General features: G+C 67.9%; 27 protein-coding genes. 15 read left to right on the top strand and 12 right to left on the bottom strand.

The window, feature by feature from the left end:
• Positions 1-22: 22 nt before the first annotated feature.
• Both PROKR_RS04800 and PROKR_RS04805 read right to left on the bottom strand, forming a co-directional pair.
• Complete coding sequence (locus PROKR_RS04800) at positions 23-1,141, bottom strand: ABC transporter ATP-binding protein (protein ID WP_036960050.1); 1,119 nt, start codon at positions 1,139-1,141, stop codon at positions 23-25.
• Between the two features lie 241 nt (positions 1,142-1,382).
• Positions 1,383-2,300, bottom strand: a complete 918-nt coding sequence (locus PROKR_RS04805) for an NADP-dependent oxidoreductase (protein ID WP_036960051.1) — start codon at positions 2,298-2,300, stop codon at positions 1,383-1,385.
• A 306-nt stretch (positions 2,301-2,606) separates the two neighbouring features.
• On the opposite strand from PROKR_RS04805, the gene trxA reads away from it, so the two are divergent.
• The 4 genes from trxA to PROKR_RS30515 are packed head-to-tail and all read left to right on the top strand — an operon-like array spanning position 2,607 to position 4,421.
• The gene (gene trxA, locus PROKR_RS04810; RefSeq protein ID WP_036960052.1) at positions 2,607-2,987 is read left to right on the top strand and encodes a thioredoxin; all 381 of its coding nucleotides are present in this window, start codon (positions 2,607-2,609) and stop codon (positions 2,985-2,987) included.
• A gap of 4 nt (positions 2,988-2,991) precedes the next feature.
• Positions 2,992-3,468: a peptide-methionine (R)-S-oxide reductase MsrB gene (msrB, locus tag PROKR_RS04815; RefSeq protein ID WP_036960054.1), complete on the top strand. Its 477-nt coding sequence runs from the start codon at positions 2,992-2,994 to the stop codon at positions 3,466-3,468.
• Positions 3,465-4,019, top strand: a complete 555-nt coding sequence (gene msrA / locus PROKR_RS04820) for a peptide-methionine (S)-S-oxide reductase MsrA (protein ID WP_036960056.1) — start codon at positions 3,465-3,467, stop codon at positions 4,017-4,019. The genes msrB and msrA overlap by 4 nt, the downstream gene beginning before the upstream one ends.
• A 33-nt stretch (positions 4,020-4,052) precedes the next feature.
• Complete coding sequence (locus PROKR_RS30515) at positions 4,053-4,421, top strand: GNAT family N-acetyltransferase (protein WP_157601887.1); 369 nt, start codon at positions 4,053-4,055, stop codon at positions 4,419-4,421.
• A gap of 66 nt (positions 4,422-4,487) precedes the next feature.
• Here PROKR_RS30515 and PROKR_RS04830 read toward each other — a convergent pair whose 3' ends face one another.
• Positions 4,488-5,054 carry a GNAT family N-acetyltransferase gene (locus PROKR_RS04830; RefSeq protein WP_036960058.1) on the bottom strand — a complete coding sequence of 189 codons (567 nt, stop codon included), beginning with the start codon at positions 5,052-5,054 and terminating at the stop codon, positions 4,488-4,490.
• A 271-nt stretch (positions 5,055-5,325) separates the two neighbouring features.
• Between PROKR_RS04830 and PROKR_RS30520 the strand changes: the two genes are divergently transcribed.
• Genes PROKR_RS30520 through PROKR_RS04845 form a run of 3 tightly spaced genes read left to right on the top strand, consistent with a single transcriptional unit; the run spans position 5,326 to position 7,359 of the window.
• Positions 5,326-5,769 carry a GNAT family N-acetyltransferase gene (locus PROKR_RS30520; protein ID WP_051432674.1) on the top strand — a complete coding sequence of 148 codons (444 nt, stop codon included), beginning with the start codon at positions 5,326-5,328 and terminating at the stop codon, positions 5,767-5,769.
• Positions 5,766-6,392: a uracil-DNA glycosylase family protein gene (locus PROKR_RS04840; RefSeq protein ID WP_036960059.1), complete on the top strand. Its 627-nt coding sequence runs from the start codon at positions 5,766-5,768 to the stop codon at positions 6,390-6,392. Before PROKR_RS30520 ends, PROKR_RS04840 begins: the two co-directional genes overlap by 4 nt.
• A gap of 22 nt (positions 6,393-6,414) precedes the next feature.
• On the top strand, positions 6,415-7,359 hold the full coding sequence (locus PROKR_RS04845; RefSeq protein ID WP_036960061.1) for an NADP-dependent oxidoreductase: 945 nt from the start codon (positions 6,415-6,417) through the stop codon (positions 7,357-7,359).
• Between the two features lie 81 nt (positions 7,360-7,440).
• On the opposite strand, the gene PROKR_RS04850 is transcribed toward PROKR_RS04845, so the two are convergent.
• The 6 genes from PROKR_RS04850 to PROKR_RS04875 form a co-directional block, all read right to left on the bottom strand.
• On the bottom strand, positions 7,441-8,358 hold the full coding sequence (locus PROKR_RS04850; RefSeq protein ID WP_036960063.1) for an NADP-dependent oxidoreductase: 918 nt from the start codon (positions 8,356-8,358) through the stop codon (positions 7,441-7,443).
• A 132-nt stretch (positions 8,359-8,490) separates the two neighbouring features.
• Positions 8,491-9,396: a ferritin-like domain-containing protein gene (locus tag PROKR_RS04855; RefSeq protein WP_036960064.1), complete on the bottom strand. Its 906-nt coding sequence runs from the start codon at positions 9,394-9,396 to the stop codon at positions 8,491-8,493.
• Between the two features lie 62 nt (positions 9,397-9,458).
• Entirely contained in the window at positions 9,459-9,716 is a 258-nt protein-coding gene (locus PROKR_RS04860) for a DUF6510 family protein (protein ID WP_036960065.1), read from the bottom strand.
• Positions 9,716-10,480 carry an FAD-binding oxidoreductase gene (locus tag PROKR_RS04865; RefSeq protein ID WP_245605701.1) on the bottom strand — a complete coding sequence of 255 codons (765 nt, stop codon included), beginning with the start codon at positions 10,478-10,480 and terminating at the stop codon, positions 9,716-9,718. The genes PROKR_RS04860 and PROKR_RS04865 overlap by 1 nt, the downstream gene beginning before the upstream one ends.
• Positions 10,477-11,070: a sulfite oxidase-like oxidoreductase gene (locus PROKR_RS04870; RefSeq protein ID WP_036960067.1), complete on the bottom strand. Its 594-nt coding sequence runs from the start codon at positions 11,068-11,070 to the stop codon at positions 10,477-10,479. The genes PROKR_RS04865 and PROKR_RS04870 overlap by 4 nt, the downstream gene beginning before the upstream one ends.
• 45 nt (positions 11,071-11,115) lie before the next feature.
• Positions 11,116-11,361, bottom strand: a complete 246-nt coding sequence (locus PROKR_RS04875) for a hypothetical protein (RefSeq protein ID WP_051432675.1) — start codon at positions 11,359-11,361, stop codon at positions 11,116-11,118.
• A 302-nt stretch (positions 11,362-11,663) separates the two neighbouring features.
• Between PROKR_RS04875 and tal the strand changes: the two genes are divergently transcribed.
• From tal to PROKR_RS04900, 4 genes are all read left to right on the top strand, one after another.
• A complete protein-coding gene (tal, locus tag PROKR_RS04880; protein WP_036960069.1) occupies positions 11,664-12,791 on the top strand; it encodes a transaldolase in 1,128 nt (375 codons plus the stop codon).
• Between the two features lie 51 nt (positions 12,792-12,842).
• Positions 12,843-13,172: a hypothetical protein gene (locus PROKR_RS04885; RefSeq protein WP_036960071.1), complete on the top strand. Its 330-nt coding sequence runs from the start codon at positions 12,843-12,845 to the stop codon at positions 13,170-13,172.
• 284 nt (positions 13,173-13,456) lie between these two features.
• The gene (locus tag PROKR_RS04890) at positions 13,457-14,071 is read left to right on the top strand and encodes a sigma-70 family RNA polymerase sigma factor (RefSeq protein WP_036960073.1); all 615 of its coding nucleotides are present in this window, start codon (positions 13,457-13,459) and stop codon (positions 14,069-14,071) included.
• Positions 14,072-14,750: 679 nt separating this feature from the next.
• Complete coding sequence (locus tag PROKR_RS04900) at positions 14,751-15,392, top strand: TetR/AcrR family transcriptional regulator (protein ID WP_036960077.1); 642 nt, start codon at positions 14,751-14,753, stop codon at positions 15,390-15,392.
• On the opposite strand, the gene PROKR_RS04905 is transcribed toward PROKR_RS04900, so the two are convergent.
• Both PROKR_RS04905 and PROKR_RS04910 read right to left on the bottom strand, forming a co-directional pair.
• Positions 15,387-16,142 carry an FAD-binding oxidoreductase gene (locus tag PROKR_RS04905; RefSeq protein WP_169736324.1) on the bottom strand — a complete coding sequence of 252 codons (756 nt, stop codon included), beginning with the start codon at positions 16,140-16,142 and terminating at the stop codon, positions 15,387-15,389. The genes PROKR_RS04900 and PROKR_RS04905 overlap by 6 nt on opposite strands.
• Positions 16,135-16,731 (bottom strand): molybdopterin-dependent oxidoreductase, encoded by a 597-nt coding sequence (locus PROKR_RS04910; RefSeq protein ID WP_036960079.1) that lies wholly within the window; start codon positions 16,729-16,731, stop codon positions 16,135-16,137. Before PROKR_RS04910 ends, PROKR_RS04905 begins: the two co-directional genes overlap by 8 nt.
• A 229-nt stretch (positions 16,732-16,960) precedes the next feature.
• Between PROKR_RS04910 and PROKR_RS04915 the strand changes: the two genes are divergently transcribed.
• The 3 genes from PROKR_RS04915 to ppgK all read left to right on the top strand — a co-directional run bounded on the left by PROKR_RS04915 (position 16,961) and on the right by ppgK (position 20,119).
• A complete protein-coding gene (locus PROKR_RS04915) occupies positions 16,961-17,410 on the top strand; it encodes a DUF5709 domain-containing protein (RefSeq protein ID WP_051432677.1) in 450 nt (149 codons plus the stop codon).
• 117 nt (positions 17,411-17,527) lie between these two features.
• On the top strand, positions 17,528-19,198 hold the full coding sequence (ctaD, locus tag PROKR_RS04920; RefSeq protein ID WP_051432678.1) for an aa3-type cytochrome oxidase subunit I: 1,671 nt from the start codon (positions 17,528-17,530) through the stop codon (positions 19,196-19,198).
• Positions 19,199-19,372: 174 nt separating this feature from the next.
• Complete coding sequence (ppgK, locus tag PROKR_RS04925; protein WP_036960141.1) at positions 19,373-20,119, top strand: polyphosphate--glucose phosphotransferase; 747 nt, start codon at positions 19,373-19,375, stop codon at positions 20,117-20,119.
• 145 nt (positions 20,120-20,264) lie between these two features.
• On the opposite strand, the gene PROKR_RS04930 is transcribed toward ppgK, so the two are convergent.
• Positions 20,265-20,861, bottom strand: a complete 597-nt coding sequence (locus PROKR_RS04930) for a TetR/AcrR family transcriptional regulator (RefSeq protein ID WP_036960081.1) — start codon at positions 20,859-20,861, stop codon at positions 20,265-20,267.
• A 109-nt stretch (positions 20,862-20,970) separates the two neighbouring features.
• Between PROKR_RS04930 and PROKR_RS04935 the strand changes: the two genes are divergently transcribed.
• Positions 20,971-21,825: an alpha/beta hydrolase gene (locus PROKR_RS04935; protein ID WP_036960083.1), complete on the top strand. Its 855-nt coding sequence runs from the start codon at positions 20,971-20,973 to the stop codon at positions 21,823-21,825.
• Positions 21,826-22,260: the final 435 nt, after the last annotated feature.

The following is a 22,260-nucleotide window of genomic DNA, read 5'->3' on the forward strand; positions in this document are numbered from 1 at the left end:
CCGAGGCAAGGCCGGCTTCGGTTCAGCCGAGGCGCTCGCCCGTGGTGGCGGAGAACACGTGCGAGTGGCCGGCCTGGATGGCGACGTTGATGACGTCGCCCTTGTCCGGCACACCGCGCGGGTCGATGCGCACGATGACCTGGTTGGTGTCGCCGGCGGAGAGGTCGACGTCGGCGGCGTCGCCCTTGAGGGAGCCGTAGACGAAGGCGTCGGAGCCGAGCTCCTCGACCAGGTTGACTTCGACCTCGAACGAGCCGGAGGTGCCGGACGGGACGACGTCGAGGGCCTCGGGGCGGAAGCCCAGGGTGACCTTGCCGTTGTCGGCCTCGCTGATGGTGGAGGCGATCGAGCGCTCCAGGGGCACGCTGGCGGAGCCGACCTTGACGTTGCCCTCCTTGACGTCGAACGTGCCGATGTTCATGGCGGGGGAGCCGATGAAGCCGGCGACGAAGACGTTGTTCGGGCGGTCGTACATCTCGCGGGGGGTGCCGACCTGCTGCAGGATGCCGGCGTTGAGGACCGCGATGCGGTCTCCCATGGTCAGGGCCTCGGTCTGGTCGTGGGTGACGTAGACCGTGGTGACGCCCAGGCGGCGCTGAAGCGATGCGATCTGGGTGCGGGTCTGGACGCGGAGCTTGGCGTCGAGGTTGGACAGCGGCTCGTCCATGAGGAACACCTGGGGCTGACGCACGATGGCGCGGCCCATGGCGACGCGCTGACGCTGACCGCCGGAGAGGGCCTTCGGCTTGCGGTCGAGGTACTCGGTGAGGTCGAGGATCTTCGCGGCCTCCTCGACCCGCTGGCGGATCTCGGCCTTCGGGGTGCCCGCGATCTTCAGGGCGAAGCCCATGTTGTCCGCCACCGACATGTGCGGGTAGAGCGCGTAGTTCTGGAAGACCATCGCGATGTCGCGGTCCTTGGGCTGCACGTCGGTGACGTCGCGGTCACCGATGAAGATGTGCCCGCCGTTGACGTCCTCGAGACCCGCGAGCATCCGTAGAACGGTGGACTTGCCACTACCCGAAGGCCCCACCAGGACGAGGAACTCCCCGTCCTCGACCTCCAAGGTGAACTCGTTGACCGCCGGAACCTCGGTGCCCGGGTAGACGCGTGTCGCGTGGTCGAAAGTGACCGTAGCCATGAGAAAACATCCCTCCACCGGCAGGTACGTGCCGGACGATCCGTAGTGGACTCACCGCTTGGTGAGAAACCGAACGGGCTTGGTGCTGCACAAATTCCGCGCCACGAGCGAGGCGTCCTGTCGAGCGATCGGTCGCACGCCAAGGTCTGTTCCGCCGTAGAGACCGCGGAGTTCGAAACGTCAGCGCATGCCGACCCAGTACGTGAACCCACCCCGGGTCGGTATGGGTTCTTGTCGACAGCTACGGGCGAACGCGGATGATCGTCTTGCCCTTGACCCGCTCGGTCGGGTTGAGTGCGGCGACCGCGTCGTCCAGCTCCGCGACATGACCGATGTTCGTGCGCAGACGCCCGTCGCGAACTCGCTGGACGAGCTCGCTCAGCTGCGCTCGGTCCGGCTCGACCACGAAGTCGACGGCCAGGCCGTCGGCAGGTCGCGCCTCGGGCGGCCCCGCGATGCTGACGAGCGTTCCTCCGGCACGGACCAGGGCCGCGGATCGCTTCTGGATGTCCCCGCCGATCATGTCGAAGACCAGATCGACCTCGCCGACGTCCTCCAGCGCGTCGTCGCCGAGGTCGACGAACTCGTGCGCCCCGAGGTCGAGTGCGGCCTGCCGGTCGGCGGTGCGCCCGGTGCCGATCACATAGGCGCCCGCTTCACGGGCGAGCTGCACCACGACAGACCCGACACCGCCGGCGGCGCCGTGGACCAGGACGCTCTGCCCCACCTCGAAACGACCGTGCACGAACAGGCCCTGCCACGCGGTCAGCCCCGAGATCGGCAGGCTCGCGCCCACCGTGAAGTCGACGTCGCCCGGCAGCGGCGCGAGGTTGCGCGCCTCCACAGCCACGTACTCCGCGAGCGTGCCGTCACGGGTCCAGTCCGCCAAGCCGAACACTCTCTGTCCGACGGTCAGCCCCCTCGTGCCGTAGCCGAGTGCGCTGACCACACCGGCCAGCTCGTGCCCCGGGACGGACGGCGTGCGGTCACGGCCCAGGCGGTCGGTCCAGGTCCCCGGCCAGGTCAGCTCGCCCGGAGTGAATCCGGACGCGTGCACCCGAACGACGACGTCGTTCCCGGCAGGCTCCGGCTCGGGGCGGTCCGCCAGAGTCATCCCGGCCAGTCCTGCGGTCTCGTCCGTCACCACGATGGCTCTCATCGGGCGCCTCCCTGTCGTGCGTGGTTGTCTCTCACCGTATTTCGGTTCACCAGGGTTAGCCGCGCGGGACGCCGACGTCTTACGGGCGGCGGTGGATTCTTGTCCACGACGTCCACCGTGGCTGGTGAACCGTGTGGGCCGTCAGCCGTTGGGGATCGGGTCTCGCGCCCCCGGTAAGACGGCAAGGAACGCTGACACCCACGAATCAAGGGGCGTGGCGCTCCGGTGAGGGGGCAGCCGCAGACATCAGTGCGCCGCACCCCGATCACCGGAGTGCTCACGACCACTCGACGAGAGGGAGAGACCATGACAACCATCGAGCTCACCGACGACACCTTCGCGAGCACGATCAAGGACAACCACATCGTCCTGGTTGACTTCTGGGCGGCGTGGTGCGGCCCGTGCAAGCAGTTCGCACCGGTCTTCGAAGAGTCCGCCAGGAACAACCCCGACATCGTCCACGGCAAGCTGGACACCGAGGAAGCCCAGCGGACCGCGGCTGCCGCTGACATCACCGCGATCCCGACCCTCATGGCCTTCCGTGACGGCCTCCTGGTCTTCAACCAGGCCGGTGCTCTGCCCGCCAAGGCTCTGGCGGAGGTGGTGGCCATGGTCAAGAACCTCGACATGGACGAGGTCCGCAAAGACCTGGCATCGCAGGTCGATCGCACCGCACAGGACAGGTGAAGACATGTCGAACCAGTACAGCAGGTCGCCCGAGGCGCTACGCCGGCTCACCGAGACCCAGGTCCGCGTCACCCAGGAGGGCGGGACCGAACCAGCGTTCCGGAACGAGTACTGGGACAACCACGAACCCGGGATCTACGTCGACGTGGTCTCCGGCCAACCGCTGTTCTCCTCGACCGACAAGTACGACAGCGGGACCGGCTGGCCCAGCTTTACCAAGCCGATCAGTGCAGGCACGGTCAGAGCAGTGACCGACCGCTCCTACGGGATGGTCCGCACCGAGGTGCGCTCCACCGGGGCCGGCAGCCACCTGGGACATCTGTTCGGCGACGGTCCGGCCGATCAGGGAGGGGAGCGCTACTGCATGAATTCCGCCGCACTGCGCTTCGTGCCCGTCGCTGACCTGGAGGAGCAGGGTTACGGCGAGTACGTGCCGCTGTTCGAACCGCGCGCGACCGGAGACGAGGACACGTCATCATGACCAGCGGAGCGCATGACAGCGGGGAGATCACCCGTAAACCCGGCACCGAGACGGCCGTGCTCGCCGGAGGGTGCTTCTGGGGCATGGAAGACCTGATCCGTCGCCGGCCGGGGGTACTGGCCACGCGCGTGGGGTACTCCGGTGGAACCAACGACCACGCGACCTACCGGAACCATCCTGGCCACGCCGAGGCCGTCGAGATCATCTTCGACCCGGTTGCGACGTCCTACCGGGACATCCTGGAGTTCTTCTTCCAGATCCACGACCCCTCGACCTTGGATCGGCAAGGCAACGACGTCGGCGCGAGCTACCGGTCGGCCATCTTCCCGCTCGACCCTGAGCAGGAGAAGACCGCACGCGACACGATCGCCGACGTCGACGCCTCGGGCCTGTGGCCCGGACGAGCGGTGACGACGGTGGAGACCGCCGGCCCGTTCTGGGAAGCCGAACCTGAGCACCAGGGCTACCTGATCACCTACCCCCATGGCTACACCTGCCATTTTCCGCGCCCGGGCTGGGTACTTCCCCGGCGGGACCGGACCGCCGGCTGACCGGCCCGAGTGAGACGACGAAAAGGAGCTCCTGTGAGCGATCCAGACCACGTGCACACACCGGACGAGCTGCGCGATCAAGCCGGCGCTGACCGGTTCGAGCTCGTGCGAGCCGGCGAGACGATCGCGTGGATGACGTACAAGCACCTCAAGCCCAATCGGTACGTGCTCCTGCACACCGAGGTCGACCAGGCGCAGCGAGGCCACGGAATCGGCGGCGTCCTCGTCGACGCCGTTCTGAACGAGATCCGCTCCCGACAGGGAACGGTGACGGCCATCTGCCCGTTCGTCGCCGATCACCTGGCGGGCGACGAGCGGTATGCGGACGTCATCGACCCCAAGCACCCCGGCTACCCGGACCGGACCGCGGCCGAGCACGGCGACGGCGCAATCCCGGTATAGGTCGGATACCCGCGAACGGGCGTGTCCTCACCAGCACGGGCCTGGTGAGGACGACGCTCGTTCCCGTCACGGGTTCGGCACGTCGAGGTCGCCCCTGCGGAGCCGGAAGACCTGAAGCTTCAGGTCGTAGTACTTCGTCGTCTCGCCGACCCACTCCATCCCGATCTCGCGCGCCGTCCTGATCCCGTGGTCGTTGCCAGGGCGTACGACGGCGAACACCTCCTCCTCGTCGTGAGAGAACGCATAGTGCGCAAGGGCATGTCCGGCCTCAGAACCCAGACCGCGACCCCATGCAGAGGGTGCGAACTGGTACCCGAGCTCCAGGTCCTCGCCCTCTGGCGGCAGACCGAGGATCTGCCCGGAGCCGATCAGCTCGCCGTCGGCCAGGTCATCGATCGCCCACCGCCCGGTGGGCCTTCCTGTGTCGACCTCGTGTTCGGCGCCCCATCGTTCGACGATCGAGCGCATCTGCCCCGGTTCGTCGATGCGGCCCATCGCCGGTGCCAGCCAACGTGCGACGTCAGCTTCACCGTAGATGGTCAGCGCCGCGACCGCGTCGTCGGCCCGCCAGGGTCGCAACCGCAAGCGACCCGTCTGGATCGTGGTTCCGTCGATCGTGACCTGATGGCTCATGTCTCCTCCTGGATCTGTTCGGCCTTCCGTCCGCCGGGTGTCGAGCAGCCGCGTGACGAACTGGCGTGACCGTACGGGAACTGGACGATATCGTCCAGTTGGTGGTTCGGCTGACAGGACGCTTCAGGTGGGAGTGAAGCGCCCACGGAGCGCGCAGGTGCGCGATTGATCGGTATGGATGGTGGACCCGCGTGCCACTAACGATGGTGTGCATATCGACGATCGCACCCCGTCGTGCTGGCCGCAGGCCACCCTTTGAAAGGAAGACCTCATGACCGACCCTGACCCGAACACACTGGCTCCGCAGCACACCGCCGCCGGCACGAGCTCTGCCACGCCGGTCCCTGACGACGACCAGAAAGCCTTGATGGGAGAGGTGGCCGGCGACGATGACCAGTCTCTCGAGCTGACGATCACAAAAGACGAGACCGCTGGGATCTATGACGCGACCGTCGCCGACCAAGAGGTCGGCGGGCTGACCTACAGGGACCACGACGGTCGGGTGGTGCTCGTCGCGGTGTCGATCCTCCCGCAATTCCGTCACCAGGGCGCTGCTACCCAGCTGATCCGGCACGTCTTGGACGACCTTCGTGCACAGGGAAAGAAGGCCACAGTCCTGTGCCCGATCGTGCGCACCTTCATCGACAAGCACACCGAGTACCAGGATGTCGTCGACCCGCAGCACCCCGGTGTCGTGAAGGTCTCCCCGCGGTGACGGCCACACCCGTCGGTCGAGGCTTCGACGAGATCCGGGCAGCGGTCGTCGGGGATCCGGCGAATGCTTGGGCCAAGGAGCGCGGATACGCGCCGCTGTACACCGCAGGCCCCGAGGCGCGGGTCGCGGTCGTGGGCCAGGCGCCTGGCCGCTTGGCGCAGGAGAGTGGTGTGCCGTGGAACGACGCGAGCGGCGCGAAGCTGCTGGAGTGGTTGGACGTGACCGAGGACGAGTTCCGCGATCCGGCCCTGTTCGCCCTGCTGCCGATGGACTTCTACTACCCGGGCAAAGGAGCCACCGGCGACCTGCCACCCAGGAAGGACTTCGCGTCGCGGTGGCATCGTCCGCTGCTGGACCTCATGCCCGGGATCGGGCTGACGATCCTCATCGGGAGCTATGCCCAGCAGCACTATCTCGCCGACCGGGCGAAACGGAATCTCACCGAGACCGTCCACGCCTTCCGCGAGTACCTGCCCACGATGATTCCCCTGGCGCACCCTTCGCCGCTGAACTTTCGCTGGCAGGCCCGCAACCCATGGTTCGTCACCGACGTCCTTCCCGTCCTGCGGGCACGGGTCGCGTCAGCGCTGGTGAGCCAGCCCGAGAGCAAGATCGCCTGGTAGAGCAGGACAGAAGGAGAGAATCATGAAGGCCATCGTGGTGTCAGATCGCGCCGCAGGCAGAGCAGGAATGCGGCTGGTGGACCGGCCCGACCCGGATGCCGAAAGGCTGGCCGGTCTCGAAGGCGCCAACTACGGCGACGTGGTTGTCGAGGTGCGCGCCTCGGGATTTACCGGCAACGAGCTCGAGTGGCCCTCGACCTGGGTCGACCGCCTCGGCCGTGACCGAACGCCGTCCGTCCCGGGCCACGAGGTCGCCGGGGTGGTCACCGCCCTGAGCTACGGGGCCGCAGGGCTGTCCGTGGGACAGCGAGTCTTCGGGCTGACCGACTGGACCCGGGACGGGACTCTTGCCGAATACGTCGTGGTCGAGGCGCGGAACCTGGCGCCGTTGCCGGGCGACGTCGACTTCGTGACGGCCGCGGGTGTCGCGATGACAGGTCTGACCGCCTGGCAAGGACTGTTCGAGCACGGACGCCTCACCGCAGGGCAGAGCGTCCTCGTGCACGGTGCAGCGGGGGCGGTGGGGTCGATGGCGGTACAGCTCGCACGCGAGTGCGGGGCGCACGTGATCGGAACTGGGCGTGCCGCACATCGCCAGGAGGCGCACGACTTCGGTGTGCACGAGTTCGTCGACCTGGGGAGTGAGGCGCTCGAGGACGTCGGCGGGGTTGATCTTGTGTTCGACGTCTTCGGGGGCGAGATCGGTGACCGGTCCGCAGGTCTGGTGCGGCCAGGAGGGACGCTGGTGAGCATCGCGGGCAGCCCCCAGGTGCGACCGACGGACGGTCGGACCGTCGACTTCGTCGTCGTGTCCGAGCGCGCACAGCTGAACGAGATCGCCCGCCGAATCCAGTCCGGTCGCTTGCGGGCGAACATCGGGCGGACCGTGAGCCTCCAGGACGCTGTCGCCGCCTTCAACTCGACAGAACCTGTCCGCGGAAAGATGGTCGTCCGCGTACGCGGTTGACCGCTCGAGGTTCGCCGCAGCGACGCTCCGCGTCGGGGCCGGTCGAGTCATCCGGACGGAGGGCCCGACCGGCCCGTGCTGTTACTCGGCCACGCGGATGATCGTCCTGCCGCGGGCGGGCGAGGTGGGCTGGAACGCAGCGGTGGCGTCCGACAGTGGTAGGACGCGGCCGACGGCCGGAGCGATGCGGCCCTCGCGAACTCGTTGCGCGAGATCGGCCAGCCGGGCCCGGTCGGGCTCGACGACGAAGAAGATCGCCCGCCCGTTCGTGGGCAGCACCTTCGGCGGGGCGGCGACCGAGACGAGCGTTCCCCCAGGACTCACGAGCGCGGCGGATCGGTCGAGGACCTCACCACCGATGACGTCGAACACAAGGTCGACCGGTCCGGTGTCCTCAAGCTCCTCGTTCTCGAGGTCGACGAAGGCGTCGACCCCGAGGGAGGTCGCGGCATCCCGGCTGCTCGATCGGCCGGTGCCGATCACCCGCGCTCCGGCCTCTCGGGCGAGCTGCGCCGCCAGGGACCCGACGGCGCCCGTCACACCGTGGATCAGAACCGTCTGGCCCGTCGTGAGCCGACCGTGGTCGAACAACCCCTGCCACGCGGTCAGCCCCGAAATCGGCAGAGCCGCGCCGATCGCGTGGTCCAGATCCGCCGGCAGGGGCGCCAGATTCCTGGCTTCGACCGCCACATATTCGGCCAGCGAGCCGTCACGCGCCCAGTCGGCCATGCCGAACACCCGCTGGCCGACGCTGAGGCCGGTCGTACCGAACCCCAGGCCGACCACCACGCCGGACAGCTCGTGACCTGGCACGCTCGGCGTGCGGTCGCGACCGGCGCGATCCGTCCACGTAGCGGGCCACTCCAGCTCGCCGCGCGTGAACCCGGCGGCGTGCACCTGAACGACGACGTCGTTCTCGACAGCATGTGGGTAGGGCAGTTCCTCGAGCGTCATCCCCGCGAGTCCAGCCTCGCGGTCGCGTACGGTGACGGCTTTCATCTGAGTGCTCCTTCGTTTCCTCGTGGTCGATGGTCGCGAGGGAGACGAGATAGCTCGGTCGGACGTGACGTACGTGCTCGTGGGGGACGTGTCAGACCCCGTTCTGTCGGTGCCACCCCACGAGCTCCGCCGTCAGCTGTCGTCGCTCTCGGTGAGATCGCCGTTGAGTCCGTCCGGGTAGAAGCCGCCGCTGCCGGCACGTTCCGGGGTGAGGTAGACGATGTTCAGGATGTGCCCGGGTGAGCGTCCGAAGGCACCACCGTTCTCGTCGGTCGGGACGAGGTTGAGGCGGTCGGCGGTGCCGATGCTCTGGTCGTCGTCGCCGACGTGGTCGACGGCGTTGCGCACGTCGGAGATCTTCTGCGCGGCGGTGAAGACTGTGTCGTCGATGACGCCCTGGTTGTACAGCGCCAGCCGGACGATGCCGGCGTGGTAGGCCTCGGTGGCCAACAGGCCGACAGCCGCGTCAAGGTAGGTCTTGTTCTCGATCAACGGTGCGGCGCCCTTGAACGCGGTCACGCCGACGTCCTCGAAGAGGTAGGCGGCGAACAAGAAGTTCACCTCGTTGGCGTAGGCGTCGAAGGCCTCGCCCTCGCCGATCAACCCGGCGGCACGGGCTGCCTGCGTGAAGCTGTGGTCGAGCGAGATGGTGGGCCTGGCCACGGCGGCGCTACCCAGCGCGCCACGGAGGAAGGTGACGTGCTGGCGCTCGTCGGAGGCGATCTCTTCGGCAAACCGTCGGACGACGGGGTTCTTGAACGGGACGGGCTTGCCTCCCGAGACCTCGCCTCGGGCGCCGACGCCGGTGGTGAGTTCGTCCGGTAGTGCGCTTCCCGTAGCACGCAGGTAGAACTCGGCCTCGAGGTACTCGAGGTTCAGCGCGAAGTTGAGGATAGAGGCGTCGCTGGGGCCGGCCGTGTCCTCGCCCGGTGCGGTCGACCGAGGGGCCCGGCCGATCATGGATTCGAGCCGGTGCCGGTCGGCGGCGGTCTCAGCGCTGCGTACCGCCGCCTGGGCGAGGAAGTCGTTGTCGGACATGGGTGTGCTCCTTTGCGATAGCTGTGCCGCAGCCGTGGCTACAGCGGATGTGGCGACACGCGTCAGACGCGGAGGTCGATCGCGTCCAGTCCCGCGAGGCTGAGAACGAGGCGTTCACCTGCGGTGACCACGACGACCAGCACGTGGTCACAGGACGCGCAGCGTGCGACGAGGCCGGGGGCGTCGGGGTAGACCATGGCCTCGGCGACAGGCGCTGTTCGCCCGCAGCTGCCGCACCGGCCCCGTGCCGCGGTGACGTCCATGGTGAACACGTCCGACAGCACGCCGGCGAGGGCGTTCCCGTCCAGGTGGTTCGGCATCAGAGTCCTCCGAATCGTTCGGTGAGGATGTCCGTGGTGGAGTGGCCGAGGTCCAGCAGCCAGGTGGCGACGGTCTCCGCGAAACCGGTCGACCCGCAGACGTACACGCGGGGCCGTTCCGACGGCGGGATGGTGCTCGCGGCAAGGGTGTCCCGCGTGAGGCGTCCCACGGTGCCGGGCCAGCCTGTCGGCGCCTGCCGTGTGTAGACGTGGGTGACCTGGAAGGACGGTCCGGCCAGCTCCGTGAGCTCGGCGGCGAAGAAGGCGTCGGCGGGCGTGCGGACCGAGTAGAGCAGCTGGAAGGGCGTGGTGTCCTCGGCAAGGTCGTGCGCCACGGCCATGGCGTAGAGCGGGACGACGCCGGAGCCGCCGGCGATGAGCTGGACCGGCCGGTCGTTCTGACCGGGACGCCACACGAAGTAGGACCCGAGCGGACCGTGCACCTCCAGCGTGTCACCGGGACGTGCCTCGTTGACCAGGAACGGTGACACCTCGCCGTCGGGCAGCTCGTCGATCGCGAGGACGACGTGGCCCCACGGCGACGAGGAGGCGACCGAGTAGGAGCGGCTGGCCTGGTACCCGTCGGGTGCGGTCAGCCGCACGTCGAGATGGGAGCCGGGCTCGCTGCCGGGCCAGGTCGGCACCGCCAGCGTCATCCGGACCGAGTGGGGTGTCTCGGCTCGGGTCTCGACGATCGTGGCCGAGTGCCAGGTGCTGCGCATGCGGTGCTGGACGGGCTGGGCCGTCGAAGGGGGCGTGTTCACCGGTACCGCTGTTCCTTCCACGGGTCGCCGTAGAGGTGGTAGCCGTACTGCTCCCAGAAGCCCGGGTCGTTGTCGGGCATCATCGTCAGGCCGCGTACCCACTTGGCGCTCTTCCAGAAGTACAGGTGCGGCACGAGCAGCCGGGCCGGGCCGCCGTGCTCGGGGTCGAGCGGCTCGCCCTCGGCCTCGGTGGCGATCCAGGCCTTGCCGTCCAGCAGGTCCTCCAGCGGCAGGTTCGTGGTGTAGCCGCCGTAGGAGTGCGCCATCACGTACCGGTGCTCGGAGCGGACGTTCGCGAGGATCTTGTCGAGGCTGACGCCGCGCCAGGCCATGCCGAGCTTGGACCAGTGGGTCACGCAGTGGATGTCCACCGTGATGTCCTCGACCCCGAGCGCGTGGAGCTCGTCCCAGCTCCACCTGTGGTCGGTTCCGGTCTCGTCCTGGACCGTGAGCTCCCAGTCCCTGGTCTCGACCTGGGGCGTAGGCCCCGCGCTGAGCACGGGCCATTTCTCGACCATGGTCTGTCCGGGTGGTACGCGGGTGTCCGCCTGGCCTCTGCGCCCGGAGAATCCGCGGGTTGCGAACGGCATGCTGACTCCAATCTGAGCTGGGTGCTGGTCGGTGGCCCTGCAGGGTCAGTCGGTGCGCGAGAGTGCGGCGATCAGTCCTTCGAGATCGTCGTGACACTCCGCGCAGGAACGCAGGTGTGCTGCGACACCTGGAAAGCGAGTGACTGGGTCACCACCCTTGATGCTGAGCTCGGCATAGACATCGATATCGAGCCTGCTGACGCTGCAACCGGGGTCGTCGGGGTCGGTCCTGAGCAGCGCGTCCAGCCTCTCCCAGGGCTCGCGACCAGAATCGCTTGGGCTGTTGAGCATTCGTCTCCTCTACTCACCCGAGTGGTTCATTCGTCGCGTTGACACTGACAGCCAGCGCAGCAACGTGATGACGACGCATGTCGAGGGCATGCACCCCGCTGCGCTCGTTCCTTCACGAGATGAGTCGACACCTGCCTCGTTGGTCTTACCTCCCGTTTCGAACTCGTCGCGCTGTGTCGAACGCGCACAGGCCGGGGTAAGACACAACGGCAATCTCGCGACTAACGGCGAGCACGGCCGGCCGGTCTCTGGACCGGGATCGCCGTGCAACCGCCCGTGGGACGGAACTTGATGGAGGACCGATGCCCGAAAACCTGCTCCGCCACCTACGAGACCTTGGCGTATCGCCTTGGCTGGACGGTGTCACTCGCGAGGAACTGCGTTCGGGAACGTTGCGGACGCTGGTCGACGAGCTGGGTGTGTCCGGCGTGACCACCAACCCCTCGCTGTTCGCCAAGTCGCTCGCCGGTGATACGTCCGCGTACGACGCCAGCTTTCACGACCTGGCTTCCCGAGACATCGGTCCGGAGGAGGCCGCGCGTCTGCTGGCGGCCGAGGACGCGCGGTACGCCTGCGATGTCCTGACCGCGGTGCACAAGCACTCGCACGGTCAGGACGGATGGGTCTCGCTGGAGGTCGACCCACGCCTGGCCGACGATGCCCGGGCGACTCTGGCGGACGTTCGCGCGCTGGCCTGGCTCGTGGACCGGCCAAACCTGATGGTCAAGATCCCGGCAACCTCGGCCGGCGTGTCAGCCATCGCCGACGCGACCGCCGAGGGGCACCACATCAACGCAACATTGATCTTCTCGGTCGACCGCTACCGCGAGGTCCTGGACGCCTACGCGCACGGGCTCCAGCGAGCACGCGCGGCCGGAATCGAGATCACGGAGATCCGCTCGGTGGCGTCCCTGTTCGTCTCGCGCGTCGACGCTGCCCTGGCCGCGGCGGGCGCGCCCCACCAGGTTCCGCCAGCTGCAGGTTCGATGCTGCCGGGGATCGCGAACGCGCGCAGCGCCCATCGTGCGTTCTCCGAGGCGATGAGGACAGCCACGTGGGCCGAGCTGCTCGCGGCCGGCGCCAACCCGCAGCGGTTGCTCTGGGCCTCGACCGGGGTCAAAGACCCCACTCTCGATCCGTCCACCTATGTCAGGGAGCTGGCCCTGCCCGGCACGATCGCCACGATGCCGCCAGAGACTCTGACGGCGACCGCGACGGCACCGGCGCAGGTCCCCACCGACGGCCCGCCCGGTTCCAGGCACGAGGAGGTGGAGGCACAGCGAGCGCTTGAGCAGGTCTACGGCGATGTCATGCCACGCCTGCTCGCAGACGGTGTGCGGCAGTTCCAGAAGTCGTGGCAGGTTGCGCTCGCCGTCGTCGAGGAGCGGCTCGCGGCTGCGCGCGGCGACCGAAAAAGGCCACGGCGCTGACCCGCCGTCGACCCGTCGGACAACACCCATCACCAGACGAAGGGCAACTCCATGGCACCCACCGAGCACCAGGCTCCCCGGGACGGGGCGATCATCGCGGCGCAGGAGATGGCGGCCGCGCTCACCAAAGCACCTCTTGTGTATGCCGACGGGGCGAGCCAGACGTTCAGCACGGAGGGGAACCGAACCACATACGTCGAGCGTGGCACGCACACTCAAGGCACGTGGGAGGTTCTCGCTGACGGCACGTTCTCGTCGTTCTGGCCGCCGGACTATCGCGCCGAGTACGTCGTGCGCTGGATCGTGCGGCAGGACGTCCGCATCGGGATCAGCTTCACCGAGGTCCGCGGCGGCAACCAGTTCGACGGTCTCTACCGGTAACGACTGGGCTGGCGACGAGCGCTCCGCCACCCCTGCGGATCGACCAGCGCCCGGTGCCGACGAGACCGCCTGCGCGTCCCGCACGCACGAGAACGGGACAAGCGGGGCGTCTTGGACAGCAGTGGACTCCATCGTCCAGATAGTTCCGTGTAGTCAACAACAAACCCCCTTGTCTGGACCCTAGGGTCCGGTTTACGGTGTGGCGACGACCTCGGTTCGAGGCGTGCACGGGCATGGCTGGCGCTGGTCTCTCACCTCCTGCGCGGCCAGAAGGGTGGGACGCGATGGATCTCCAGATCGCTCAGGACAACCAGAGGTGGGTGCTGGGTCTCGGTGCGACGGGGCCTGAGTGCGAGGCAGCCTGCGAGGAGCTCTACTCGTTGCTCCATCGCGTCGCCAGGCGCGAAGTGGTTCGTCGCGCCTCGTCCCTACGGGTGTACGGGCCGGAGCTGGACGACATCGCTCATCAGGCGGCGGCGGATGCGCTGATGGCGATCCGCCGGCGCCTGGACACCTTCCGCGGTGAGTCCAGGTTCACGACGTGGGCGTGCAAGTTCGTCATCTTCGACGTCGCGACGAAGGTGAACCGGCATTTTTGGCGACACCATGACGTCCCGTACGACCATGAGGACTGGTCTCGCACGGCGTCCCGGTTCGAGGTGCCGCCCGGTCAGGAGATCGAGGCGGCAGAGTTCGTCGACGCGATCTCGGCAGCGATCAAGCGTTGCCTCACGGAGAGACAGCGGACCGTGTTCATGGCGACGGTCATCAACAAGGTGCCCATGGATGTGCTGGCCGAAGAGCTCGGCTCCAGCAGGAACGCCCTGTACAAGGTCCTGTTCGATGCTCGCAAGAAGCTGCGTGCCGAGCTGGTCTCTGACGGATATCTGTCCCAGTAGCCCCACCCTCGGCCCGCCATGACAATCGGCGCGCGACTGCGGCTGCCCTGCGATTTAACAGGACTATTGCGTCCAGTTAGGCTGGCGGGGGTTGTCGGCGGCTGCCGGCCGACGAACGGACGGACGAGGAGACGAGCGCGCGGTGACAAGCGGACGTACGGGCCCTCATTCTGGGCGGGCGACGGGCACCGTAGGGGCCGACAAGAAGGAGACCGCAGATCCGTTTCGGGAAGTCTTGGAGGCGGAGAAGCACTGGCTGGCCGAAGTCTGTCGCGCTGAGGACCTCACCGGATGGCGGTCTCGTGTGATCCGCGAAGTCATGGATCGTCGGTCCCCGTATGCACGGGCCCTTCGTCGCGACCATGAGGCATGCCGGCGGAACGAGTTTCACCTGGACTGGCAGTCACTGATCACCAGCACGCTCGAACGGATCACGTCGAGTCAGCCGGACTGGCCGGGCAGGTCGTCCGCCGCCCCCGTCGCGATCGCCAGGATGGAGGACGTGGCTACCGCGGTCCTGGCGGCCCTGCACGGGGGAGCCACGCTCAGCTGGCTGGCTGACGATCCCCGGTCGCTGGAGGCAGCGCTCGAGATCGCCCTGGCCCCTGTGCTCTCACCGCACAGATCGAGCGGCCCCGGCGACCGACCGCCTCGGTAGCGCCGTCGGTACGATGAAGCCGTGAACGAGAACTCGGATCAGAGTCCGGTCCGGCTGACGGCACGGGGGAAGAAGACGAGGACCCGAATCGTCGCCGCAGCCGCCGACTTGATGCGCGTGCAGGGAGTCGGCGGAACGACCCTGGACGATGTCATGGTCGCCAGCGGCGTGAGCAAGTCCCAGCTGTACCGGCATTTCGAGGACAAGAACGCCCTGGTCCGGGCCGTGGTGACACATGTGGGGGAGTTCGTCATCGCGCGGGAGACCAACATGCTGGGCAAGGTCTCGACCCTGGCCGGGCTGCGACGCTGGCGGGACTCCCTGGTCAAGGCCAACGCGCTGCGACACGGCATGTACGGGTGCGCGCTCGGGGCACTGGCCGGCGAGGTCTCCGATCATGACGTCGTCGCCCGAGGCATGTTGGACCAGCTGTTCCAGGCCTGGCAGCGCTTGATCAGTGAGGCTCTCGAGCGCATGCAGCGGGCCGGCGCCCTGGACGAGTCGGCCGACACCTCCCGCCTGGCCGTCGGTTTCCTCGCCTCGCTCCAGGGCGGTTACCTCCTGGCGCAGACGGCCCGTGACGTGGAGCCCATGGCTATCGCGATCGACGTCGCCCTGGCGCACATCGAGAGCTTCGCCACCTCGGACCGCGCAGCTTCATAGGCCGAAGCGCTGAAGGTTGACACGTTCGTCGCCATAGCCGCGATCGAGCAGCATGGCGGAGATCTCGTCCACGAAGCGGTCCGGCCCGCTCACGTACGCGATGGGGTCTGCCCGCCCCTGCCACGCTGCTGGTTCACGTAGATCGTCGGGGTCGATCAGCCGCACCGTGGAGCCCGGCGTTGCCCGGACGGGGCTGTCGTATCGCATGCGAACCTCGACGTCCGTACCCGGGGCATCCAGATCTGTCCGATAGAGGCGTGACGCCGCGTCGCGGGCCCAGTACACCAGGAGAGCCTGCAGACGGTCGCTCGTCCGGTCGCGCGCACGGAGGATGCTCATCAGCGGCACGACTCCCGTGCCGGCGCCGAGCAACAACAGCGGCCGGCGGGTGGAGCGATGGTGTTCGGGATCCCAGGAGAAGCCGGCGTCGAGCGGTCCGCGGACGTCGAGCTCGTCACCTAGCCGCATCGTGTGAACCAGGTAGGAGGACACCTCTCCGTGTGGAAGGAGATCGACGGTGATCGCTACGCGGTCGGGGGAGTACGGCTCGGCGAGGGCGTACAGCCGCCGTGCGGAATAGCCGCCCGGCGCGGTGAGCCGGATCTCGACGTTCTGGCCGGGAAGGTGTGGTGTCCAGCCCGGCACGCGGAACGTCAGGGTTCGCGCGTGGCGTGACTGGCGTCGCGTGGAGATCAGGATCCCGGTATGCCACGTGGCCTGCGCAGCTTTCACGTGGGCCGGTTCAGTCATCGGTGTGCCTCTGTTCGCGCCAGGGATCGCCATAGTTGTGGTAGCCGTGGCGTTCCCAGAATCCTGGTTGGTCGGTGGTCGTAAACGAGAGTCCGCTGACCCATTTCGCCGACTTCCAGAAGTAGAGGTGGGGGACAAGAAGACGCGCCGGTCCGCCGTGCTCGGGGGTCAACGGACGGCCGTCGAACTCGTAGGCGATCCACGCCTTGCCGCCTGTCAGGTCCGCCATCGGCAGGTTGGTCGTGTACCCGCCGTAGGAACGCACCAGGGCGTAGGGGTACCGGACGTCTACGTCCTCGAACAGCACATCAAGGCTGATGCCCGTCCACGTCGTGCCCAGCTTGGACCAGCGAGTCACGCAATGGATGTCCGCGGTGATCCTCTCCGTGGGCAGCCGCATCATCTGCGCCCAGCTCCAGGTGCGGGTGACACCCGCGTCGGAGGCGATGGAGAAGGCCCAAGAGCTTGTCGGTTCGTTGTGGGCCGGTCCTGTGCTCAGGACCGGAAACCCGGTGGTGAGGTGTTGCCCCGGCGGAAGATCGACGGCACGCCGATCATGCCGTCCCCGGAAACCCCTGGTGACGGTCATGCAGTGTCCTTTCGTCATCGGACGGAGTAGCACACCGTTGGTGGCCCGCACCGGGGGCATCTTTCGCGGCCGGCCTGCGGTGTACCCGTCCACACGAAAGAACCTGGGGCCAGGCGTCCACGAACGATGTAGCGACAGGGCGGGACCACCGCGGTTCACAGCATGCCGAGCCTGCGACGAACCAGGACGGTGCTGATGGAGGGCCCTATGACACCAGGAGGTAGGCGGCATGAATCGTGAGCTCGACGACTACGGCACCGAGCAGGACGTGTTCGGTCTGTTGCCGGCCGACGAGAGCCTGGACGACGAAGAGCTCGGCGAGGACGACGACGGAGCCGGGTACTCCCCGCTCGACAAGCCGCTGGCCTACGGGTGGGGATTTACGCCCCAGGAGATCGGTGAGCACGAGCCACTGGCGATGCGGCTCGCCCGAGAAGTTCCCGAACAGTCGGACCGTTACGTGGGCGATGGCCTGGGGGACACGTCTGACACGGACGGCGAGCTCATCGACGACCAGGTCGGCACCCTGAGGGCCGGCCGTCTGGTCTGGGCCGAGCAGGACGACGCCGACCTGTCCTCCGACCTGCGGGCCACCGACGTCGGGATCGACGGTGCAGGTGCTTCCGCGGAGGAGGCGGCGATCCACGTCGTCCTCGACAACGACGACTGGCGCCTCTGAACACCCGCGACCGGCTGAGCTCGAGCGAGTGCCGATCTCGACGGGCACCGGCCCACCGGAGCAGCCGCCCTCCGGAGACCGCACCACGAACCAGACGGCCCGGGAGGCTGAGTACAGATGACCGAGAGCATCACAGTGCACCACCAAGATGTCGTGCCCGGCCTGGCCCCAGAGCGACAGGCGCTCGGCCGGACGATCATCAAGTGGATCACCTCCACCGACCACAAGACGATCGGGTACCTCTACCTGATCACGTCGTTCCTCTGGTTCTGCGTCGGCGGCCTGATGGCGCTGACCATGCGTGCCGAGCTGTTCGAGCCGGGCATCCAGATCGTGCAGAGCAAGGAGCAGTACAACCAGCTCTTCACGATGCACGGCACGATCATGGCGCTGTTGTTCGCCACACCGCTGTTCGCGGGGTTCGCCAATGTGATCATGCCGCTCCAGATCGGCGCGCCCGACGTCGCGTTCCCGCGGCTGAACATGTTCTCCTTCTGGCTGTTCCTGTTCGGCGGGATCATCGCGGGGGCAGGGTTCCTCACACCACAGGGCGCCGCGTCGTTCGGGTGGTTCGCCTATACCCCGCTCTCGACCACGACCTACAGTCCAGGTCTCGGCGGCGATCTCTGGGTCTTCGGCCTGGCGCTCGGTGGGTTCGGCACGATCCTCGGGGCGGTCAACTTCATCACCACGATCATCACCATGCGCGCCCCCGGCATGACCATGTTCCGGATGCCGATCTTCACCTGGAACACGTTGATCACCAGTCTGCTGATCATCATGGCGTTCCCGCCGCTGGCTGCCGCCCTCTTCGCACTGGGCGCCGACCGCCGGCTCGGAGCGCAGATCTTCAACCCGGAGAACGGTGGCGCCATCCTGTGGCAGCACCTGTTCTGGTTCTTCGGTCACCCCGAGGTGTACATCATGGCTGTCCCGTTCTTCGGGATCGTGTCCGAGGTGCTGCCGGTGTTCAGCCGTAAGCCACTGTTCGGCTACACGGGCCTGGTCTACGCGACCATTGCCATCGGCGCCCTCTCGATGACGGTTTGGGCCCACCACATGTACGTCACGGGCGCCGTCGTCCTCCCGTTCTTCGCCTTCACCACCATGCTCATCGCGGTGCCGACGGGTGTGAAGTTCTTCAACTGGATCGGCACGCTCTGGCGAGGGAAACTCACGTTCGAGACGCCGATGCTCTTCGCCATCGGGTTCCTCGTCACGTTCCTCTTCGGCGGGCTCACGGGCGTGATCCTCGCCAGCCCGGCTCTGGACTTCCAGCTCTCCGACTCCTACTTCGTCGTGGCCCACTTCCACTACGTCCTGTTCGGCACCGTGGTGTTCGCGATGTTCGCCGGGTTCTACTTCTGGTGGCCCAAGATGACCGGCCGCATGCTGTCCGAACGCTGGGGCAAGATCCACTTCTGGGTGCTGTTCGTCGGCTTCCACACCACGTTTCTCGTCCAGCACTGGCTGGGCGCGGCAGGAATGCCGCGCAGGTACGCGGACTACATGCCCGACGAAGGCTTTACCTGGCAGAACCAGGTCTCCACGACCGGCGCGTTCATCCTCGCGGTCTCGATGCTGCCGTTCTTCTGGAACGTGTACGTGACTGCCCGCAGGGCACCGAAGGTCATGGTCGACGACCCGTGGGGGTATGGCCGTTCCCTGGAGTGGGCCACGTCCTGCCCGCCGCCGCGGCACAACTTCGCGTCGCTCCCGCGCATCCGCTCGGAGTCGCCGGCGTTCGACCTGCACCACCCCGACGTCGTCGCGATGGAACGGGCGTAGCGCGCCGGCGGGACGCTCCGGGCATCAAGTTCGACACGGATGCGTTGAGGTCACCACAAGTGGGCAAGAGCTGAGCGGCTCGGGTGGAGCGACGTCGCAGGCGTCGCCCGGCCGGGGGATCAGCACCGGAACCGTGCCACGGCTCGGACGGTGAACAGCGGAGAGGACGACATCATGCCTGACCTGGCATTCGGGATCGACATCGGCGGCTCGGCGATCAAGGCAGGTCGGGTCGACCTCGGATCGGGCGAGGTGCAGCACAAGCTGTCGCACGTCACGACCCCGGTGCCGTCCACGCCGGACGCCGTCATCGCGGCCGTCGGCCGGCTGCTCGACCTGCACGGAGTGACCAGGGCGACGCCCGTGGGCCTGTCCGTCCCCGCCCCCGTGGTGCACGGCGTCGTCCCCTTCATGGCCAACCTCGACCAGGGGTGGGCCGGCGTCGACGTACCTACCCTTGTCGAAGCCCGCCTCGGTCGGCCCGTGGTGGCCGTGAACGACGCCGACGCCGCGGCCCTCGGGGAGGTGCGCTTCGGTGCCGCCAAGGGCGTGTCCGGGACGGTGATCGTCACGACCCTGGGGACGGGGATCGGCTCCGGTGTGGTGGTGGACGGCAGACTTGTGCCCAACGTCGAGCTGGGGCACCTGGAGATCGACTCGTACGACGCCGAGACACGCGCGTCGGCACGGCAGAAGAACGTGGAGAACCTGTCCTGGGCGCAATGGGCGGCCCGGCTGCAGCGTTACTACTCGCACGTCGAGAAGCTGTTCTCGCCGGACCTCTTCGTGGTCGGCGGGGCGATCTCGGAGCAGGCGCCCCACTTTCTCCCGCTGCTGGACCTCCGGACACCGATCGTGCCGGCAGTCCTCAGGAATCGTGCAGGGGTGGTCGGAGCCGCGTACGCGGCATCACGTGCATGATCGCTTCGGACACCTCGCGACGGTCGGGGGCGGCTGACAGCTCGCGAAGCCGGGCCGCAGTTCCCTGGGGCCTGACCTGCGTGAACTCATTCGGGTCCATGGGGCGGAAGCGGACCTGGACGGACTCTGACCAAGCCCGGACCCCTCAGGGCTCCGGGCAGGTCCGCGGAACGGACGGGCCCTTGCTCATGCGCAGGATCAGGGCGACCGGGTCCTTCGTACGGGCTGCCGGAGCGAGGACCTCCTGCAGGAGCAGACCACGGATCGCGGCAGTGGTGACGGTGGCGACCGCCACCGCCTCCTGAGGGTCCAGTCCTTCGCGTTCGGCGAGCGAGGCCATCATCTCGGTCAGGTCCTCGAGCGAGTCGATGAACTCACGAAAGTCATCCGGGCGGTACGCCGCCAGTCCCGCGACGTGGAAGAACCCGCGGACACGCGAGAGCTGCTCCGGACGGGTGTAGGCCCGCCAGATCGCGTGGACGAGCTCGTCGAAGGTGCCCCGCCGGGCGCCCTCGAGAAGAGCCTCGTTGTCCCGGGACCGCTGCGCCCCGAGCATGGCGGCCAGGACGCCCGGGAGCGACCCGAAGTGGTACCGCAGAAGGGCGTGGCTGGTCTCGGCCCGTGCGGCGATCTCGCGGAGCGACACCTCCGGTGAGGGAAGGTCCTCGCCGAAGGCGTCGAGAAGCCGGACCAGGAGACGCGTGCGTGCGTTGCCTTCGGGGTCTGCGCCTGACAAGATCACTCCCACAGTTTATCCATTGGAAAAGAGGGCGTCGTGCTGCGTCCCACATGGTCGCAGCCTGCCGAAGCCGTCCTCATGCTCCAGGCCGCCGAGATGCGAAGGACCTTCGATGACGACCATGTGGCAGGGCTGCCTAGCCGACACCGACTACTTCGAGGTGCGGTCCCGCGGTGGGCACGACTACGGAATCTGGGTCACCACGCCACCGGGCTACGATCCCGCGACGACGCAGGCACCTGCCGTCTACGTGCTCGACGGCAACTGGGCCGTGGGCATGACGGCTCCGCTCATCGTCACCCAGCTGGACCCCATGCAGCAGATCCTTCCCTACATCCAGGTCAGCGTCGGTTACGCGGGCGAGGAGGCACAGCACTGGGACCGGCTGCGCAACAGGGACCTCGTGCCGCCCGGCGAGCCGATCGCCAAGGAGCTCCTCGACGCCGTGGAGCTGGGGATCCGAACGGGAGCGCGGACGCGGGAGGAGTCCGACGCCTACCTCGCCGAGCTGCGCGACACCCACGCCGATGCCTTCCTGAGCTTCCTGACCGCAGAGCTGCACCCGCGGATCGAACGCGACTACGGCACGGCCGAGAGCGGTCATGGGCTCTTCGGCTACTCCTACGGCGGACTCTTCAGTCTGTACACCTGGCTCAGCGGCAGCACGCTCTTCGAGACCATCGGCGCGGGCAGTCCCGGCATCGCCGGCGAGGACAGCCAGATCTTCGCCCAGCTCCACGAGATGGGTGACAGCCGGCCCGACGCCAGGCTGCACGTGACCCTCAACGACCGAGAGCTTCTCGGCGACCTGGCCGTGTACCAGAGCCTCACGAAGAACACGGCCACCCTGCTGCACCGTCTCACCTCACGCGACGGAGCGGTCACCAGCGCGGTCCTGCGCGAGACGCACGTGACCGGCCTGCAGGCGTCGTTCCTCAGCTACCTCCGGACCTGTCGCGCCAGGTAAGTGCCTCCGCCGGGACCGGTACGTCCCACGATCGGTTCGCGGCCCCCGAAGGACCCGGTGGCACCGGCGGGTGGCATGACACATGTCACCCGCCGGAGCGCCGATCCTCCCGGCCGGCGGTGACGGCTCGTCACTGGGGCCGCGTCGGCCCGGCGCCGAGACTGGTCGGACCGACCTCGGGGGCTGGTCGACCCGCACGACGGCTGCGCCCCGAGGTGAAGCTCTCAGCCGGAGGAAGGTCACCGATGCGAGACCGCGCGAAGCCGTCCCAGTACGACGACGGGCCTGCCACATCCGTACCCGGGAAATCCCGGCAGCGAGGCCCGGGGCGGCCACGGCCACCTCGAAGCGGAACAGGGCGCGGGGTCGCCGTGACGCTGGCGGTGGGCCTGGTGGCCTCGGCGGGGGCCGCCGCCGGCCTGCCGGCCATGGCCC

Origin of the sequence: Promicromonospora kroppenstedtii DSM 19349 (genome assembly GCF_000515355.1) — a bacterium.
Taxonomy (GTDB): domain Bacteria; phylum Actinomycetota; class Actinomycetes; order Actinomycetales; family Cellulomonadaceae; genus Promicromonospora; species Promicromonospora kroppenstedtii.